This window comes from Chitinophaga terrae (ex Kim and Jung 2007) (assembly GCF_900107795.1).
Classification (GTDB): Bacteria; Bacteroidota; Bacteroidia; order Chitinophagales; family Chitinophagaceae; genus Chitinophaga; species Chitinophaga terrae.
The window spans coordinates 1-14,737 of sequence record NZ_FNRL01000017.1; the positions used below are offsets into that span (position 1 = coordinate 1).

Consider the following 14,737-nt stretch of genomic DNA (forward strand, 5'->3'; position numbering starts at 1 on the left):
GGGAGATGGCTCGTTTCCCTGCCTACTATGACCTCGGCTGACTCCCTGTAAAAAAAACAGGGCCTCCCAGGGTAAGTGTTATCGCTTTCCATCCATGTAGCCGCTGCATTTACGTTGTTACAATCTGTGTAGTATCGGGTTTTTGTTTCTTATGCAACATCACCCTTGTAACCCCGCCTTGTATACAGTTTCTGTTCGTCGGCCCGGATGTTTGCCGCCAGCTTCCTTCAGATTCCACTTTACAGTGGACACCCTTGCTATTGGCTAATGCTTCCTACTACAAAGCGCATTCGGGACTTGCACCCTAGAGATATAACACATGCCTGGCACACATAAAAAAGAGAGAAAACGGTTGATTTTCTCTCTTTTTTTGTCTTTATATTATTCTTGACTTCGTCAAGTATTAATTATTGACAGGATCAACTATTTTAATAAAATCGCAGCGCCGTCAATGCTTTCCTTCCTGCTTCTGGGCATATTGGTAATCGCCCAGCCTGATCTTAACCGGCACCCCGGTATGCTTCTGCCAATTCCACTCCTGTTTGCAAAAGAAGCCCATATCTTTCTTATAAAAAGTATTCCCCGCCAGGATATTAATAGGCGTGTAAGGCCTGGCAACGGGACTTTGCATCGCCGGCTTTTTATCCGGCGGCCGGAATAAGGACACGGGGCGCAACGAAAAAGATTGTGCGGATACCCCGGCTCCTAAGAGCAGCGCTATAGTCAATATTGTAATTACCTTCATCATGATATCGCTTCAAAACTACCAATTCCTTCCCTCACCAGCTCAGGTACCGGGCCTGTGCAGTCGATCACCGTGGAAAATGCCATACCTCCCGGGCCGCCGTCTACCACAATGTCTACCTGCTTGCCGAATTTCTCGTAAATGATCTCAGGGTCCGTGTATTCTTCTACGTAATGCTCTATGGGCAGGGTAGTGCTCATAATCGGGTTGCCAAGTTCTTTTACGATGGTTCGGCAGATATTATTATTAGGTACGCGTATACCTACGGTATCTTTTTTTGTTTTCAGCAAACGGGGTACCTGCCGGCTGGCTGGCAAAATAAAAGTGTAAGGACCCGGAAGCGCTTTTTTCAACATCCTGAAAACAGGCGTATCAACGCTTTTGGCGTAATCTGACAAATGACTGAGGTCATAGCAGATAAACGAAAAATTCGCTTTTTTAGGATCTATGTGCTTGATACGCGCTATCCGCTCTATGGCTTTGGGCTGCGTGATATCGCACCCTAAACCGTAAACGGTATCGGTTGGGTATATGATGATTCCCCCATCCTGCAAACATTCTACAATGGTTTTGATATTGCGCGCGTTCGGATTATCCGGATGTACTTGTAACAACATACATAAAGTTACGTATTTGTTTTTTTTGAAGGATTTGCTGACTACGTTTCATCTTTTTAAATTACTTTCGGCCCGATTTTCTAAACCTGCACGATGGAATTAAAAGGCATTGTACCAAGAACGTGGAGAAGATTAAAGCGAATTTTACTTATCCTGTTTATCGCTCAATTTGTCTATATCTTTATCCTGAAGTGGATCAATCCCCCCATCACTATTACCCTGATAGGCAGTTGGATTAGCCTTTGGGGTACTGATAAAAAATTACAGAAAACCTGGGTCGATTATGACCAGATCTCTCAACACGCCAAACTAGCAGTAATCGCCAGCGAAGACCAGTTGTTCACAGACCATAATGGCTTCGATTTTAAATCCATCGAAAAGGCAATGAAACATAACCAGAAGAGCAAAAAGATAAAGGGCGCCAGCACCATCAGCCAACAGGTTGCAAAGAACGTTTTCTTATGGCAGGGTAGGAGTTGGTTCAGGAAAGGCCTGGAAGTCTATTTCACCTTTATGATAGAAAAGATCTGGGGAAAGCAACGTATCCTGGAAGTTTACCTGAATGTTGCGGAAATGGGAGAGGGGATTTTCGGAGTGGAAGCAGCTTCCCAGAACTATTTTCATAAAAACGCCGCCAGTCTGAACAGGGAGGAAGCAGCCATGATTGCAGCCTGTTTGCCTAACCCTATCAGGTATACGATAGTTCCGCCCGCCCGTATCACTGTTTACAGGCAACGCAAGATCCTTATCCAGATGCGCAACCTCGCGCCAGACCCGGATATTACAGAACTGGTCACCGGCAAATAAGTCATTGTTTTAATAATGCGGCCACCGCTTCTTTTGCTGTGGCTTCCCGCTCTTCGTAACCGCCCCGGATATCGACCCAGGGAGCGCCGGATTGCATAACAATATCCCTGTATACGCGGTAAAAGTATTGCCGCATCTCAGGATCGGGGTATTCCCGCTGCGGGTCTTCTTCCCAGGGAAGATCTATGTAGGTAAGCAGGTACAGGTCGCAATGCTGCCTGGATATAGCGTCGAGTATCCGGCTGTCGCAATCGCCATACTTATGTTCGCTCCACACTTTAACAACATATAGATCTGTATCACAGATGAGAACCCTGTTGGCTCTAGCCGCCTGCTGGCGTTCCAGGGCCAGTTGACCCATGGCTATCTCCAGAAGGTCCGGTTTTTCGTACGGGCGTGGCAGGTTGTCGATATATTCACGGGCATACTCGGGAGTCCACACGGTATCAAAATCAGCGGCGAGCCGCTCACTTAACGTACTTTTCCCGGTAGATTCCGGACCTATAACAACAACTTTCTTCATTATTGGGAAGTTTCTCTTTGCAGAACAGCCTTTCTCCAGCTAAAATATCCAAAAACCGCAATGATAAACAAAAAGATGGTTAATAACGCTGTAAAGTACAGGGTTTTGGAGAAGAGAAGCGGTATTGCCGCCAGGTTAGAGATATTGAGATATATCCAGTTTTCCAGCTTCCGTTTGGCTAAAAGCCACATACCGGCGCATGCGGTTGCCGAAACAAAAGCGTCCATTACCGGCACATTGGAATCAGAATAATGAGTAAGAAGATAGTGGAAGACGAACCAGCCGAATGCGGCGATCAATGTTGCTATACCCAGTTCCTTCAAACTGCTCCGGGTAATAGGCACTTCAGCAGCAGCCGGGTTTTTCCGGGCCCAATATATCCAGCCATAAACGCTCATGACGAAGTAGTAGGCGTTCAGTGCGGCATCTGCATACAATTTAAAATGATCTCTTGATAACAGGTAAACATAGATACCGGTGCTGACTAACCCTGCAGGATAAACGAGAATACTGTTCTTCTTCTGGTAGATAACAGATATTACCGCAAAAACTACGGCTATGATCTCCAGTAAGGTCATTTGATGAAACCCGTTCTGAAGCTGCCGGAAGAAATCATTCATGGTAAAAATTGCAAAGGTAGGAACATATCAAAAGAAAAGCACAGTCAGGAGACTGCGCTTTCATTTAACACTATCATTCACTCAACTATGGCTTATTCAGCTTCTGCCACAACTTCTTTCACTTCAGGGATCATACGCTTCATCATACCTTCAATACCGGCTTTCAGCGTGATCATGGAAGAAGGGCAACCTGAACATGAACCCTGCAGCATTAAGGTAACAGTACCACTATCGTAGTCTTTAAACTGGATTGCACCACCATCCATTTCAACGGCTGGTTTTACATAGTTTTCCAGTAATTCCTTAATACGTTTAACAACATCAGTATCATCGGCACTTACTTCATTGCTGGCAGAGGTTTTGGTAACTACTACCTCATCTTCATTGATGATAGGGCGATTGTCTTCCAGGTATTCTTTCAGGAAAGCTTTAACGGTTGGAATGATGTCATTCCAGTCAGTTTCACTTGTTTTGGTTAAAGTGATAAAGTTGGCCATGATGAACACACCCTTAATAAACGGGAAGCTAAACAGTTCCACAGCTAATGGAGATGGTTTAGCACTTGCTTCATCAGGGAAATCAATGCTCTTACCAGGATATAACAGTTTGTTAGCCACAAACTTCATTGTTTCCGGGTTGGGCGTCATTTCTGTATATATGCTGATAATTGGGTTGCCTGTCTTAATCATTTCAATTATTGATTTACTTGCACAAAGGTAACATTTTATTGCCAGATTTCCCCTCCCCAAACACCTGCCGCTCATTGAATTTAACAATACCCATATAAGCGTATTCACAGCATCATATAACATCTTTTTACAATACCCCTGTTAAAGCCGTATTCAATCCCACTGAATCAGATATTATTAATATCTACATTTATTTATTCTCTGGCTATTATTACTTTTGCAGGGTATGCAGCAAAAAAAGATACTTCAGGCGCGCAAGAGGATCGCACTCATCGCGCACGACCATAAAAAAGCCGAATTAATCGAATGGGCTACCTACAACAAAGCCGTTCTTGCCCGTCATGAGCTCTATGCAACCGGAACAACCGGGCAACTGGTAGAACAGGCCCTGGATGTATCTGTAAGGAAGCTCCTCAGCGGCCCCCTGGGAGGCGATCAGCAAATTGGCGCCCTGGTGGCAACAGGCGGACTGGATGTCATCATCTTTTTCTGGGACCCAATGGAAGCACTCCCTCATGATCCGGACATTAAAGCCCTGCTCCGCCTGGGCGTAGTATGGAATATCCCAATGGCCAGCAACCGGGCCTCGGCCGACTTCCTGCTTACTTCCCCGCTCATGCACCAGGAGTATGAAGCCATCCTGCCAGACTACTCACAGTATACAAGCAGAAAAATATAGCAGGATTCAATCCCCCTTCGGGAATGAAATTTGATCTATCCCGAAACCCGTTGATCACAGGTTTCGGCAAGGCCATGCAATCCACCCCCGGTTATCTTTTATAAAAAATTACGATATCGATTGCGTGTTATGGTGAAAAGGAATGATAATCACCCAATTATAGTGGGTCTTTGCTATTTTCGCGTCTCAAGGATAAAAGTTTGGCTGATGTTGAAGCAATTTTTAGCAGGTGCTGTTCTATGGATATTAATGATGCAGCAAGCCCTGGCACAATTACCTCCAAAAAGAGAATTAAGGGCTGTATGGATCGCAACAGTCGAAAATATCGACTGGCCTTCCCGCCGGGGACTAAGTACAGAACAACAGAAAGCAGAGTTCATTGCGCTGCTGGATCAGCATCAACGCAATGGCATGAATGCAGTGGTCGTACAAATACGCCCGGCAACAGACGCCTTCTACAATTCTCCCTACGAACCATGGTCCGAATACCTCACCGGTACCCAGGGTCAGCCTCCCTTTCCTTATTACGATCCCCTGGAATTCATGATAGCGGAAACGCATAAACGCGGAATGGAATTCCATGCCTGGTTCAATCCCTACCGGGCCGTTTTCAATATCAGCAGAAGCAGCATTGCCGCTAATCATATCACCCGGCTCAGACCCCAGTGGTTCCTGACCTACGACGGTAAGAAATATTTCGACCCCGGCATCCCTGAGGTCAGAACCTACGTGACTTCCATAGTAGCCGATGTGGTTAAACGTTATGATGTGGACGCCATTCACTTCGACGACTATTTTTACCCTTACAAAGTCCCCGGCAAAGAGTTCCCCGATAACTTCTCTTATCGCCAGTATGGCGGCAACCTGCCCCGCGACGACTGGCGCAGGGCCAACGTAGACGCCATTATCCAGATGATCAGTAAGGCGATCAAAGCCGAAAAACCCTGGGTGAAATTCGGTATCAGTCCTTTCGGCGTCTGGAGAAATAAAGACCGCGACCCTGAAGGATCTTACACCAAAGGAGGGCTGACAAATTACGACGACCTATATGCTGATATCCTGAAATGGCTGAGAAATAAATGGATCGATTATGTGGCGCCGCAACTATACTGGGAAAGAGGGCATAGGCTGGTAGATTACGAGATCCTGCTCAACTGGTGGAGCCAGCATGGCTATGGCCGGCATGTGTATATCGGACATGGCGTTTACCGTATCAACAGTAATGCCGCCTGGAAAAACCCCAACGAGCTTCCTATGCAGATAGAAGAAGCCCGCGCTATCAACACCGTACAGGGAAGTATTTTTTACAGCTCCAGTTCTTTCAGGGGCAACCCGCTGGGAATAGAAGATATATTGCGCAACAAGTTGTATAAATACCCGGCGCTGCGGCCTGCCATGTCGTGGCTGCCCAACGAAATGCCGGAAGCGCCTTACTTCGTTGACGCCTTTGAAAGACCGGGCGGACTGGTTATCCACTGGGCCGACGGCGACACTACCGGACGCACGAAACAATATGTGCTATATCGCTTCGAGAACAACGAAGTTATTAACGTAAGCGACCCTACGAAAATAATCAGCATCCAGGCTCAAGCTTCAGATCCTGAATTTAAAGACCTGACATATGTAAAGGGTAAAACCTATACCTATATTGTTACGGCATTGGACCGTTTGCAAAATGAAAGTCACATAAGCGAACCTCTCAAATTGCAAACAGTCAACGGTAAAACCACTTTTACATTCGAATAACGGGAAGGGGAACAGGCGGTTAAAAGATCAGATCGCCTGTTTCCATGTCTATGGCCGTTGCTTCCGGCTCGGCAAGATGAGGAAAAGCGTCTGCTTTTGCCAGCCGGCTCGACGACTCTCCGATCAATCCGCCGGCCACTCCGCCTACCACGGCGCCAATCATTACAGCATTATTTTTTCGTCTGTAATCCGCCAGGTAAGAAGATATAGTAAAGCCATACCCGTCTTTATCCAATGGCAACAACCTCTTTTTATAGTATTTGTAGACCTCCCCGTTCTTAACCACTCCCCAGTAATCTGCAATCCGCCGTTTGCTGCCATCCGCTTCTATTGCAGTCACCACTGCTCCTTTTGTTTGCTCTATTTCAAAATTGGTGACGGACGGTTTATTCTCGCGGAAATCCAGGAATGAAAGGTAGATCCCATCTTTAACCGGTTGGGTCAATACAGGGATTGCCCGTTTTCTGTCAAACGATGCGATGACATCATCGTACGAGAATGTAGCTCCCTGTTGGTCAGACAATACAGAGTCTATTTTTCAAAGGGAGAGCAGGTAAAATTGTTTGAATGCCTTGGCAATGTTGTTTTTATGTTTATGTGTGACGTCCATCCCCCCGTTCTGGGTGGCCTCATCCGAGGCGGCGAGCAGTTTATACTGGTTGCCGCCGGTTGCGAGATAGGCGGTAGCTTTAAGGCGGGTAAAAGCCTTTTCAGACATTCCTCCTGTCCGTTCCCCGATCCTGAGATCTTCGATCACCCATAGCAGGGAGGGAGCGTTGGCCTGGAACTGGTTCGCAAAGGCTTCATTTACAAATTCCTGGAACCAGGCGTTATAGTCTTTATCGGGCACTGCTTCGGCTTTGGTGTTGAACATGCCTACCTGCAGGAATCCAAGCCGGGTTGTATCCCAAAGTTTGTTTACTACCGTTATCCCGGCAATTTTCTTTGTGCTGGCTTCTTTGTCAGAGAAAACAGCTTCCTTACTGAGGGAGATCTTCTTTTTGGCGACTTGTTTTTCTGTTTTACCCGCTTCCTGGTCGCTGGGGTATTGGGCCAAGACAGAGGAAGAGAGCAGCAGGGCTATAATAGCACAGGGAATGATTCTAAGGTGCATATGACAGTGTTTTAGATGTTGGCGGTAACTTCAAGTTAGTATTTCAGCCTTAAAGCCAGAGGCTGCAGGTGGGCTGCTAGATAACTTTTTAAAGAAAATGTCTGGTTGCTGCAATTCTCGTAAAATTATCCTGATGGCAGAGTCATTTTTTGTAATTTTCTAACAATTAACAGCCCATTTTTATGTTTTTCTAAATTTTTACCGTCTAACAGAAGTTTATATAAAAAATACAGCATTCCTTTAGTATCTTTAAACCGTTCCCGTATTATATCGTACACCATCACCCGCGGCGCAAGTCTGGGGAGGGAGTGTGCAAAAGCAAAAATCTAAACCAAATGGATGAAGTGAAGCAAACGCAAGGTTTATACCGTCCGGAATTTGAACATGATGCCTGCGGAACCGGTTTCACGGCCCATATTAAAGGCCGGAAATCCCACAGCATTATTCGTGACGCCTTAACCATGTTGGAAAACATGGAACACCGCGGAGCATGCGGTTGCGAGGTGAACACGGGTGATGGTGCAGGTATTCTCTTTCAGGTTCCTCATGAATTCTTCTACGACGAGTGTCTGAAACTGGGCATTCGCTTACCTGAATTCGGCAAATACGGTGTAGGCATGGTCTTCTTTCCGAAAGAGCCACGCTGGCGTGAAGAATGCCGTGAAATTTTCCAGCGCTGTGCTGAAAAATTAGGTCTCGAAATTCTCGGTTATCGTAAAGTACCTGTAAGACCAGACGGTATTGGCGAAACCGCTCTTTCCGTTGAACCGGAAATCGAACAGGTATTTATCGCCTGCCCTTACCATATTAACGACCAAGATGCTTTTGAGCGCAAATTATATGTGCTCCGTAACTATATTACCAAAACGGTTCGCAACACCGTTCCCAAAGAAAAGTCGCTGTTCTATATAGCGTCTCTTTCTTCTAAAACTATTGTATATAAAGGCCAATTGACCACTTACCAGGTACGCCATTACTATACAGACCTCAGCGACGAGAAACTGGTATCCGCTTTCGCGCTGATCCACTCCCGCTTTGCAACCAATACCTTCCCAAGCTGGAGACTTGCTCACCCTTACCGCTATATTGCGCACAATGGTGAGATCAACACCCTGAAAGGTAACCTGAACTGGCTCCGCTCCGGCGAAAGAGGCTTTGTTTCCAAATACTTCACCAGCGAAGAAATGGAAATGCTGCTCCCGATCACAGAAGACGGCCAGTCTGACTCCGCCAGCCTCGATAACGTTATCGAACTGTTGACCATGACCGGCAGGTCCCTTCCGCATGTAATGATGATGCTGGTACCGGAAGCCTGGGATGGTAATGAAGATATGGATGAAGATAAAAAAGCATTCTATGAGTACCACGCTTCATTGATGGAACCATGGGATGGTCCTGCATCTATCTCCTTCACCGATGGTAAAATCGTAGGCGCCACCCTCGACAGGAACGGATTACGCCCAAGCCGCTTTGTTGTAACCAAAGACGACCGCGTGATCATGGCATCTGAAGCCGGCGCTTTGCCTGTAGATCCTAAAAATGTTAAAGAAAAAGGCCGTTTGCAACCTGGTAAAATGTTCATCGTAGACATGGACCAGGGCCGTATCATTGGCGACGAAGAACTGAAAAAACAGATCTGCAGTCAACAACCGTACGCTGAATGGCTGAACAAATACAAAATTCGTCTTGAAGAACTGCCGGAACCAAGAGTAACCTTTACTCACCTGGAGCATGAGCAGATCTTCAAATACCAACGCGCCTTTGGTTACAGCACCGAAGACCTGGAGCACATCATCGCTCCAATGGCTATCGACGGTAAAGAACCGGTTGGCTCAATGGGTACAGACACGCCGCTGGCAGTACTCAGCAACCAACCGCAACATCTGTGCAACTACTTCAAGCAGCTGTTCGCGCAGGTAACCAACCCGCCAATTGATCCGATCCGGGAACGGTTGGTAATGTCGCTGGCTACTTTCGTAGGCAATAACGGCAACCTGCTGGATGAAGATCCGCTGCACTGCCATGGCGTTGCTTTACGTCACCCGATCTTAAATAACCACGAGTTAGAAAAAATACGCAGTATAGATACCGGCTTATTCCAGGCCAAAACGCTCCACACTTATTTCAAAGCTGATGGAAAGCCTGGTTCCCTGGAAAAAGGCCTTGCCCGTATCTGCCGTTACGCGGTAGATGCCGTAGAAGATGGCTTCGAAGTGATCATCCTCTCTGACCGCGCTATCGATTCAGAACATGCTGCGATCCCGTCTATCCTTGCTGCTTCTGCAGTTCACCACCACCTGATCCGCAAAGGATACCGTGGCCAGGTAGGACTGATCGTTGAAGCCGGCGACGTTTGGGAAGTTCACCATTTTGCCTGCCTGTTAGGTTTCGGCGTTACCGCCATCAACCCATACCTGGCGCTCAGCACCATCCGCGATATGAAGCTGAACGGCAAACTGGAAACCAACCAGGATGTGGATAAACTGAAAAAGAACTACATCAAATCCGTTTGCGACGGTTTGCTGAAAGTGTTCTCTAAAATGGGTATCTCTACCCTGCAATCTTACCAGGGTGCGCAGATCTTTGAAATCCTCGGTATCAACCAGGCAACTGTGGATAAATACTTCACTGGCGCCGTTTCCAGGATCGAGGGTCTGGGCCTCGACGAAATTGCACGTGAAACACTGGCTAAACACTGGATGGGATTTGGCAGGAAAGAAACGCCTGTTCAACGTCTGACAGAAGGCGGCGTATACCAGTGGAAACGGAAAGGAGAGTTCCACCTTTTCAACCCAACAACTATTCACTTGCTGCAGCTGTCGACCAGGACTGGCGACTACGCTACTTTCAAGAAATATTCTAAAGCGGTTAACGATCAAAGCGAAAAAGCAGCTACCCTCCGCAGCCTGTTTTCGTTTAAACGTAACCGTGCTCCGATCTCTATTGATGAAGTAGAACCGGCATCCAGCATCTTTAAGCGTTTCGCTACCGGTGCTATGAGCTTTGGCTCTATTTCGCACGAAGCTCACTCTACCCTGGCCATTGCCATGAACCGCATAGGCGCTAAAAGCAACACCGGGGAAGGAGGAGAAGATGAGCTGCGCTACGAATTGCTTCCAAACGGCGATTCTATGCGCTCTGCCATCAAACAGGTTGCCAGTGCAAGGTTTGGCGTAACCAGCTATTACCTTACAAATGCTGACGAACTGCAGATCAAAATGGCCCAGGGTGCAAAACCTGGAGAAGGCGGCCAGTTGCCAGGCCATAAAGTTGATGACTGGATTGCGAAAGTAAGACACTCAACTCCTGGCGTAGGTCTGATCTCTCCACCGCCTCACCACGATATTTATTCTATCGAGGACCTGGCACAATTGATCTACGACCTGAAAAACGCTAACCGCGCTGCACGTATCAGCGTGAAACTGGTATCCAAGGCCGGCGTAGGTACGATCGCTGCCGGTGTGGCTAAAGCGCATGCCGATGTGATCCTCATTGCAGGCCACGACGGCGGTACCGGTGCATCTCCCGAAAGCTCTATCAGGCACGCAGGTTTGCCTTGGGAACTTGGTCTGGCTGAAAGCCACCAGACCCTTGTTAAAAACAAACTCCGTAGCCGCGTTGTATTGCAGGCCGATGGCCAGTTGAAAACAGGCAGGGACATTGCTATTGCGACATTACTGGGCGCAGAAGAATGGGGCGTAGCAACCGCTGCACTCGTTGTAGAAGGCTGTATCATGATGCGTAAATGCCATGTAAATACCTGTCCCGTAGGTGTTGCCACCCAGGATCCGGAATTGCGCAAACGCTTTACCGGCGACCCTCAGCATGTTGTAAACTTATTTACCTTCCTGGTTGAAGAGCTACGCGAGATCATGGCGGATCTCGGATTCCGTACCATCAACGAAATGGTTGGACAGGTAGATTGCCTCCAGATGAGAGATAACATCACCAACTGGAAAACATCCAAACTGGATCTTTCTCCAATCCTGTACAAAGAAGAAGCAGGACCAGAAGTTGGTTTATATAAACAGGAAGAACAGGATCATGGTATTGCAGAAGTACTTGACTGGCAGTTACTGAAAGCAGCTGCGCCGGCCCTGGAGAAGAAATCAAGGGTTTACCAGCAGTTCCCTGTTAAAAACACCGATCGTACTGTTGGTACCATTCTTTCCAACGAAATATCCAAACGCTATAAGAGCGAAGGATTGCCGGAAGATACCCTTCACTTTAAATTCACAGGTTCTGCCGGTCAAAGCTTTGGAGCATTTACTACCAAAGGCCTGACACTGGAACTGGAAGGTGAAGCGAACGACTACTTCGGTAAGGGATTGTCCGGTTCCAAACTGATCCTCTACCCGCATAACGAATCCGGTTTCAAAGCGGAAGAAAATATCATTGCCGGTAACGTATGCTTCTATGGAGCTACCTCCGGTGAGGCTTATATCCGCGGTAAAGCCGGCGAACGCTTCTGCGTTCGTAACTCCGGAGCTACAGTTGTAGTTGAAGGAATCGGCGACCATGGTTGTGAATACATGACCGGCGGTAAAGCGGTGATCCTCGGCGAAACAGGCCGCAACTTCGGCGCCGGTATGAGCGGTGGTATCGCTTATGTGTACGATGTAAAAGGCAATTTTGCCAACCACTGCAACCGCGACATGATCGACCTTGATCCGCTGGACCAGGAAGATGTGGCCAGGCTGCAGGACCTGATCACTAAACATCACGCCTATACTAACAGTACAGTGGCCAAGTTTATCCTGAAAGACTGGGAAAACCAATTACGCCACTTTGTGAAAGTATTCCCGAAAGAATACAAGGCCGTGTTGAAAGCAAGTCAGGCAAAAGGCGAAAAAGTCGGACACTAAGGAGAATAAAATTTAATATTTATCATCAAAATATCCCTTGCAGTTAAGGGACTTGTGGAGGAAAATTATGGGTAAACCTACAGGATTCCTGGAATTTACACGAGAGCTGCCTTCAAAAGCAGATCCACGGGAAAGAATAGGGCACTATAATGAATTTGTAGAGCGCTTTCCGGAAAATAAATTAAATCAACAGGCTGCCCGTTGTATGAACTGTGGTGTTCCTTTTTGCCATAGCGGATGCCCGCTGGGTAATGTGATCCCTGAGTTTAACGATGCAGTTTATCATAAAGACTGGCAGGAAGCATACGATATCCTGACTTCTACCAACAATTTCCCTGAATTCACCGGTCGTATCTGCCCTGCACCTTGCGAAAGCGCCTGCGTACTCGGCATTAACCAACCCCCGGTTGCAATTGAAGAAATTGAAAAACACATCATCGAAATAGCTTTCGATAAAGGTTTGGTACAGGCTAAAGTGCCGCGCGTACGTACAGGTAAGAAGGTTGCCGTGATCGGTTCCGGCCCTGCGGGCCTGGCGGCGGCAGCCCAACTGAACTATGCTGGTCATACTGTTACCGTTTTCGAGCGCGACGACAAACCAGGAGGCCTTTTAAGATATGGCATCCCTGATTTCAAGCTGGAAAAATGGGTGATCGACCGTCGTATTAAACTGATGGAAGAAGAGGGAGTGATATTCCAGTGCAATGCAAATGTTGGTGTGAATGTTCGGACCAATGACCTGTTGAGGGAATTCAATGCAATTGTACTTGCCGGTGGCTCTACCATTCCGCGCGACCTGAACATTCCGGGCCGCGAGCTGAAAGGCGTTCACTTTGCTATGGACTTCCTGAAACAACAGAATAAACGTGTAAGCAATATCGCCGTAGAAGGCAATGATATATTGGCTGGCGGTAAAAACGTAGTAGTGATCGGAGGTGGCGACACCGGGTCTGACTGCGTGGGTACCAGCAACCGCCACGGTGCTAAAAGCATCACTCAGTTAGAGCTGCTGCCAAAACCACCGGGAGAACGTACTCCATATATGCCTTGGCCTACTTACCCGATGATATTGAAAACTTCTACCTCTCACGAAGAAGGAGCAGACAGGCAATGGGCTATTGCAACCAAAGCGTTCCTGGGCGACGAAAACGGAAACCTGAAGGGTTTGCTGTTGGTTGACCTGGAATGGACAGCAAGCGCCGATGGCCGTCCTGCTAAATTCACTGAAAAAGCTGGCAGCGAAAGAGAAGTGGCTTGCGAACTGGCCTTATTGGCAATGGGCTTCGTACATCCGCAACATGATGGCTTGCTGGATCAACTGGAAGTGGAGAGGGATGAACGCGGCAATGTGAAAGCCTCCGAAAAAGATTACCTGACATCCATCCCTAAGGTATTTACCGCGGGCGATATGCGTCGTGGACAGTCTTTAGTGGTATGGGCGATCAGCGAGGGTCGCGAGTGTGCGAGAAAAGTGGACGAATTCTTGATGGGTAGTTCCCAGCTTGAAAGCAAAGACCATTCACTTCAGGAAATGGCATTATAACATCGTTTTTTTTAAACTTTTCTCATAAGCAGGTTTAGATTTTGTTGTAACCTTCAGCCGGGCCGGGTTTTTACCCGGCCTATATTTTTTAAAGACAGAATTGCTGCTTCAATAGTGATGATCCCCCGGTTCAGCTATTTCCCTAACTTCTCATCTCTCATTCCCGGTAATTTTAACCATTATGAAATGGCTATCGGGCATTCTGATTCTTTTTACCGTCAATAGCAAGGCACAGGTCCCTGTTATTGATACCCAGCACCCACAGAAAGGAATATATAGAACGATTGAAGAATTCAGGAATAATACTCCCTCTGAACAGGGAGACCTGGTCATCAAAACCCGTAGTACCGCCGCACAGATCTACCTGCTGACTAATAAGAATGAATTGCGCCTGCGGGATGCCAGCGGAGCAGAACATAAAGTGAAGAACTATTGGGGATATTGCGATGGAAATAACTTCTATATACGCGACTATGGTCTTAATAAACTCCTGGAAATAGGCTATTACTGCATTTATGAAGTGCAAACCGTACAACCCTCCAGGGGATATCTTAATAGCACAGATATGTCGCTGGCGCAGTTCAATCCCCCTGTTCCACTAAAAAAGGTCTTGAATATAGTAACAGGAGAGAAGTTTGATCTGACCGCCTATAACCTTAAAAAATACATCCTGCCGCAAGATTCAGCTTTACTGGAAGAATTCCGAACAGACAGAAGTAAAAGATCATCACTTGATTATTATATCGTTAGGTTCAACCAACGCAACAAACCAGCGATCTGACTGAAATT

The 14,737-nt window shown here is 47.1% G+C and carries 13 protein-coding genes; 6 read left to right on the forward strand and 7 right to left on the reverse strand.

All coding sequences use genetic code 11. From position 1 onward, the window contains the following. Window positions 1-448: 448 nt before the first annotated feature. Both BLV62_RS17560 and BLV62_RS17565 read right to left on the reverse strand, forming a co-directional pair. Window positions 449-748: a hypothetical protein gene (locus BLV62_RS17560; RefSeq protein ID WP_139170252.1), complete on the reverse strand. Its 300-nt coding sequence runs from the start codon at window positions 746-748 to the stop codon at window positions 449-451. Beyond that, on the reverse strand, window positions 745-1,362 hold the full coding sequence (locus BLV62_RS17565) for an L-threonylcarbamoyladenylate synthase (RefSeq protein ID WP_089763276.1): 618 nt from the start codon (window positions 1,360-1,362) through the stop codon (window positions 745-747). The genes BLV62_RS17560 and BLV62_RS17565 overlap by 4 nt, the downstream gene beginning before the upstream one ends. A gap of 93 nt (window positions 1,363-1,455) precedes the next feature. On the opposite strand from BLV62_RS17565, the gene mtgA reads away from it, so the two are divergent. Next, window positions 1,456-2,169: a monofunctional biosynthetic peptidoglycan transglycosylase gene (gene mtgA / locus BLV62_RS17570; protein WP_089763277.1), complete on the forward strand. Its 714-nt coding sequence runs from the start codon at window positions 1,456-1,458 to the stop codon at window positions 2,167-2,169. 1 nt (window position 2,170) lies between these two features. On the opposite strand, the gene BLV62_RS17575 is transcribed toward mtgA, so the two are convergent. The 3 genes from BLV62_RS17575 to BLV62_RS17585 all read right to left on the reverse strand — a co-directional run bounded on the left by BLV62_RS17575 (window position 2,171) and on the right by BLV62_RS17585 (window position 4,001). Continuing rightward, window positions 2,171-2,692 (reverse strand): AAA family ATPase, encoded by a 522-nt coding sequence (locus BLV62_RS17575; protein WP_089763278.1) that lies wholly within the window; start codon window positions 2,690-2,692, stop codon window positions 2,171-2,173. Next, entirely contained in the window at window positions 2,692-3,312 is a 621-nt protein-coding gene (gene pnuC, locus BLV62_RS17580; protein ID WP_089763279.1) for a nicotinamide riboside transporter PnuC, read from the reverse strand. Before pnuC ends, BLV62_RS17575 begins: the two co-directional genes overlap by 1 nt. 92 nt (window positions 3,313-3,404) lie before the next feature. Further along, window positions 3,405-4,001 (reverse strand): NifU family protein, encoded by a 597-nt coding sequence (locus BLV62_RS17585; protein WP_089763280.1) that lies wholly within the window; start codon window positions 3,999-4,001, stop codon window positions 3,405-3,407. 226 nt (window positions 4,002-4,227) lie between these two features. On the opposite strand from BLV62_RS17585, the gene BLV62_RS17590 reads away from it, so the two are divergent. Next, complete coding sequence (locus BLV62_RS17590) at window positions 4,228-4,680, forward strand: methylglyoxal synthase (protein WP_089763281.1); 453 nt, start codon at window positions 4,228-4,230, stop codon at window positions 4,678-4,680. A gap of 207 nt (window positions 4,681-4,887) precedes the next feature. Further along, window positions 4,888-6,426, forward strand: coding sequence for a glycoside hydrolase family 10 protein (locus BLV62_RS17595; RefSeq protein ID WP_089763282.1), 1,539 nt, complete (start codon window positions 4,888-4,890; stop codon window positions 6,424-6,426). 19 nt (window positions 6,427-6,445) lie between these two features. Here BLV62_RS17595 and BLV62_RS17600 read toward each other — a convergent pair whose 3' ends face one another. Both BLV62_RS17600 and BLV62_RS17605 read right to left on the reverse strand, forming a co-directional pair. Then, complete coding sequence (locus tag BLV62_RS17600) at window positions 6,446-6,949, reverse strand: hypothetical protein (RefSeq protein WP_089763283.1); 504 nt, start codon at window positions 6,947-6,949, stop codon at window positions 6,446-6,448. A 15-nt stretch (window positions 6,950-6,964) separates the two neighbouring features. Beyond that, window positions 6,965-7,540 (reverse strand): hypothetical protein, encoded by a 576-nt coding sequence (locus tag BLV62_RS17605; RefSeq protein WP_139170254.1) that lies wholly within the window; start codon window positions 7,538-7,540, stop codon window positions 6,965-6,967. 335 nt (window positions 7,541-7,875) lie between these two features. On the opposite strand from BLV62_RS17605, the gene gltB reads away from it, so the two are divergent. From gltB to BLV62_RS17620, 3 genes are all read left to right on the forward strand, one after another. Beyond that, complete coding sequence (gltB, locus tag BLV62_RS17610) at window positions 7,876-12,405, forward strand: glutamate synthase large subunit (protein WP_089763285.1); 4,530 nt, start codon at window positions 7,876-7,878, stop codon at window positions 12,403-12,405. Window positions 12,406-12,472: 67 nt separating this feature from the next. Then, window positions 12,473-13,948: a glutamate synthase subunit beta gene (locus BLV62_RS17615; RefSeq protein ID WP_089763286.1), complete on the forward strand. Its 1,476-nt coding sequence runs from the start codon at window positions 12,473-12,475 to the stop codon at window positions 13,946-13,948. A 181-nt stretch (window positions 13,949-14,129) separates the two neighbouring features. Further along, complete coding sequence (locus BLV62_RS17620; RefSeq protein ID WP_089763287.1) at window positions 14,130-14,729, forward strand: hypothetical protein; 600 nt, start codon at window positions 14,130-14,132, stop codon at window positions 14,727-14,729. Window positions 14,730-14,737 lie beyond the last annotated feature (8 nt).

Bases quoted from the DNA above. Each gene is read 5' to 3' on its own strand.
- BLV62_RS17590 (WP_089763281.1), top strand. From the start codon at position 4,228: ATGCAGCAAAAAAAGATACTTCAGGCGCGCAAGAGGATCGCACTCATC.
- BLV62_RS17560 (WP_139170252.1), bottom strand. From the start codon at position 748: ATGATGAAGGTAATTACAATATTGACTATAGCGCTGCTCTTAGGAGCC.
- pnuC (WP_089763279.1), bottom strand. From the start codon at position 3,312: ATGAATGATTTCTTCCGGCAGCTTCAGAACGGGTTTCATCAAATGACC.
- BLV62_RS17585 (WP_089763280.1), bottom strand. From the start codon at position 4,001: ATGATTAAGACAGGCAACCCAATTATCAGCATATATACAGAAATGACG.
- BLV62_RS17615 (WP_089763286.1), top strand. From the start codon at position 12,473: ATGGGTAAACCTACAGGATTCCTGGAATTTACACGAGAGCTGCCTTCA.
- BLV62_RS17605 (WP_139170254.1), bottom strand. From the start codon at position 7,540: ATGCACCTTAGAATCATTCCCTGTGCTATTATAGCCCTGCTGCTCTCT.
- BLV62_RS17575 (WP_089763278.1), bottom strand. From the start codon at position 2,692: ATGAAGAAAGTTGTTGTTATAGGTCCGGAATCTACCGGGAAAAGTACG.
- gltB (WP_089763285.1), top strand. From the start codon at position 7,876: ATGGATGAAGTGAAGCAAACGCAAGGTTTATACCGTCCGGAATTTGAA.
- BLV62_RS17620 (WP_089763287.1), top strand. From the start codon at position 14,130: ATGAAATGGCTATCGGGCATTCTGATTCTTTTTACCGTCAATAGCAAG.
- BLV62_RS17565 (WP_089763276.1), bottom strand. From the start codon at position 1,362: ATGTTGTTACAAGTACATCCGGATAATCCGAACGCGCGCAATATCAAA.
- BLV62_RS17595 (WP_089763282.1), top strand. From the start codon at position 4,888: ATGTTGAAGCAATTTTTAGCAGGTGCTGTTCTATGGATATTAATGATG.
- mtgA (WP_089763277.1), top strand. From the start codon at position 1,456: ATGGAATTAAAAGGCATTGTACCAAGAACGTGGAGAAGATTAAAGCGA.